Genomic DNA, 2,169 nt, shown 5'->3' with positions numbered 1-2,169 from the left:
GTGTGGAGCTGACGGATACTAATCGTTCGAGGACTTAACCTAATTAATAGTTTGCCTTACGTTATCTAGTTTTGAGAGAATGAAAATTTCTCTTGCATTTTCTAAAACAACCTATTATAATACATATGGTTGTTTTAAATAGTCCGGTGATCATGGCGAGAAGGTCACACCCGTTCCCATCTCGAACACGGAAGTTAAGCTTCTCAGCGCCGATGGTATTGAAGGCCTTGCCTTTGTGAGAGTAGGACGTTGCCGGGCTAATCAAACGATTCCGCAGTAGCTCAGTGGTAGAGCAATCGGCTGTTAACCGATCGGTCGTAGGTTCGAATCCTACCTGCGGAGCCATTTGGAGAGCTGTCCGAGTTGGTCGAAGGAGCACGATTGGAAATCGTGTAGGCGGCCAAAAGCTGTCTCAAGGGTTCGAATCCCTTGCTCTCCGCCATACATATTTTACAATGGCCCCTTGGTCAAGCGGTTAAGACACCGCCCTTTCACGGCGGTAACACGGGTTCGAATCCCGTAGGGGTCACTTTTGGAGGTTTAGCTCAGCTGGGAGAGCACTTGCCTTACAAGCAAGGGGTCGGCGGTTCGATCCCGTCAACCTCCACCATTTTAAAATTACTATCATCGCGGGGTGGAGCAGTCTGGTAGCTCGTCGGGCTCATAACCCGAAGGTCGTAGGTTCAAATCCTATCCCCGCAATCTGGTCCGGTAGTTCAGCTGGTTAGAATGCCTGCCTGTCACGCAGGAGGTCGCGGGTTCGAGTCCCGTCCGGACCGCCATTTCATATAATTTGTTTCTAAGATAAACCTAGGTAAACCTTGTTTTCTTTTGTTTTGTGTGAGTTTTGTAAATTTAGCTCTATAATAAATGGTGGACTTTATAAAAAGTTTGAAAAATAGAAATACACGACTCCTAACTTCCTTATCTATAAATTCAAACAGGTATGAACGGGAATATTATTATTTCAAAAAGTTAGGAGTTCTTTCATTAGGATTAAGGATTCATACCTAGAATAAAAGGGTACCAAGTGCAATGTATAGTATCCTAACCTATTTGGTAATCTTTTATTCATACTTCTGCCTCTACGTTAGCTCTAGCTGCTCATCAAACTGGACTTTCAATTAAATTGGGATTCCATATCCTGCTTGTTGGCTGTTTCATTAAATTTTTACTGAATTGAGCATCTATAGCCTTTCAAAATGTCTTTTTTATGAGATTTCAATCTAAATTTTACATGTGTCATCTCCCCCCTTTAAGATGTCTGTTTTTCTACATTTTAACCTAAATGGACGTTTACAACCTTTCAAGATCACCGTTTCATCAATTTCATCACCAAATTGGTCAGCGATAACCAAACAATCAAGATTCCCAATTTCATCACTCAAAATTGAATGAATTACTTAAAATCGAACGAAAACAAATGAAGAAATACTTCCTTATAGCTATTATTCTCTAACAATTACTTTAAAGCCGCGGACAATACAAAAAGTAATTGTCCTCTCATGATGTATAAGCAAAAAGACTTTGTTTCCCTCGGTGTCAAAGATTATTCATACTTACTAAGATAATCCTTAGATTGGACACCGCTATATGAAAACAAAGTCCTGTCACTTGGTTATTCTCTATTAAATGAGGTTAAATCTAATCCTGGATTGGCGTTAAGTCCGAGATTGGCGCGGATACCATTTTCATAAAAAATTGTTCCACATGCTGCAATCATTGCTGCGTTATCTGTGCATAACTTTAATGGGGGGATAATTAAATCAATCCCTTTTAGTTCTGAAACTTTTTCCTTCAACCCTTCACGTAATCCTTTATTTGCAGCAACCCCACCTGCTAAGATTACTTGTTTAACATTATACTCTTTGGCAGCTCGACTTGTCTTTTCTACTAACACTTCTACAACACTTGCTTGAAAGCTTGCAGCTAAATCTTCAGGTTTAATGGTTTCACCACGTTGTTCAGCATTATGAACCGTATTAATCACCGCTGATTTTAATCCACTAAAGCTAAAATCGTATGAACCTTCTTCTAACCATGCTCGTGGTAAATCAATCGTGGCTTGTCCTTCATGAGCTAGTCGGTCAATATGAGGACCACCAGGGTAAGGAAGGTTTAAAACTCTTGCTACTTTATCATAAGCTTCTCCTGCGGCATCATCTCTTG

General features: G+C 40.4%; 1 protein-coding gene, 6 tRNA genes and 1 rRNA gene. 7 read left to right on the top strand and 1 reads right to left on the bottom strand.

From position 1 onward, the window contains the following. The first annotated feature begins 142 nt into the window (after positions 1 to 142). The 7 genes from rrf to BN2144_RS18915 all read left to right on the top strand — a co-directional run bounded on the left by rrf (position 143) and on the right by BN2144_RS18915 (position 782). A 5S ribosomal RNA gene (gene rrf / locus BN2144_RS18945) occupies positions 143 to 258 on the top strand. A gap of 12 nt (positions 259 to 270) precedes the next feature. Then, positions 271 to 345 (top strand) — tRNA-Asn (locus BN2144_RS18940). A gap of 3 nt (positions 346 to 348) precedes the next feature. Beyond that, positions 349 to 442: transfer RNA gene (locus BN2144_RS18935), tRNA-Ser, on the top strand. A gap of 15 nt (positions 443 to 457) precedes the next feature. Continuing rightward, positions 458 to 529, top strand: a tRNA-Glu gene (locus tag BN2144_RS18930). 5 nt (positions 530 to 534) lie between these two features. Then, positions 535 to 610, top strand: a tRNA-Val gene (locus BN2144_RS18925). 18 nt (positions 611 to 628) lie between these two features. After that, positions 629 to 702: transfer RNA gene (locus BN2144_RS18920), tRNA-Met, on the top strand. Positions 703 to 705: 3 nt separating this feature from the next. Beyond that, positions 706 to 782, top strand: a tRNA-Asp gene (locus BN2144_RS18915). 836 nt (positions 783 to 1,618) lie between these two features. Here BN2144_RS18915 and BN2144_RS18910 read toward each other — a convergent pair. Continuing rightward, positions 1,619 to 2,169: tRNA (adenosine(37)-N6)-threonylcarbamoyltransferase complex transferase subunit TsaD (locus BN2144_RS18910; protein ID WP_033826918.1), on the bottom strand; the 551-nt coding region annotated here is incomplete at its 5' end.

The organism is Bacillus andreraoultii (assembly GCF_001244735.1).
GTDB lineage: Bacteria > Bacillota > Bacilli > Bacillales > Caldibacillaceae > Caldifermentibacillus > Caldifermentibacillus andreraoultii.
Note: the sequence above shows the minus strand (reverse complement) of the source record. Positions and strands in the feature narration are given on the sequence as shown.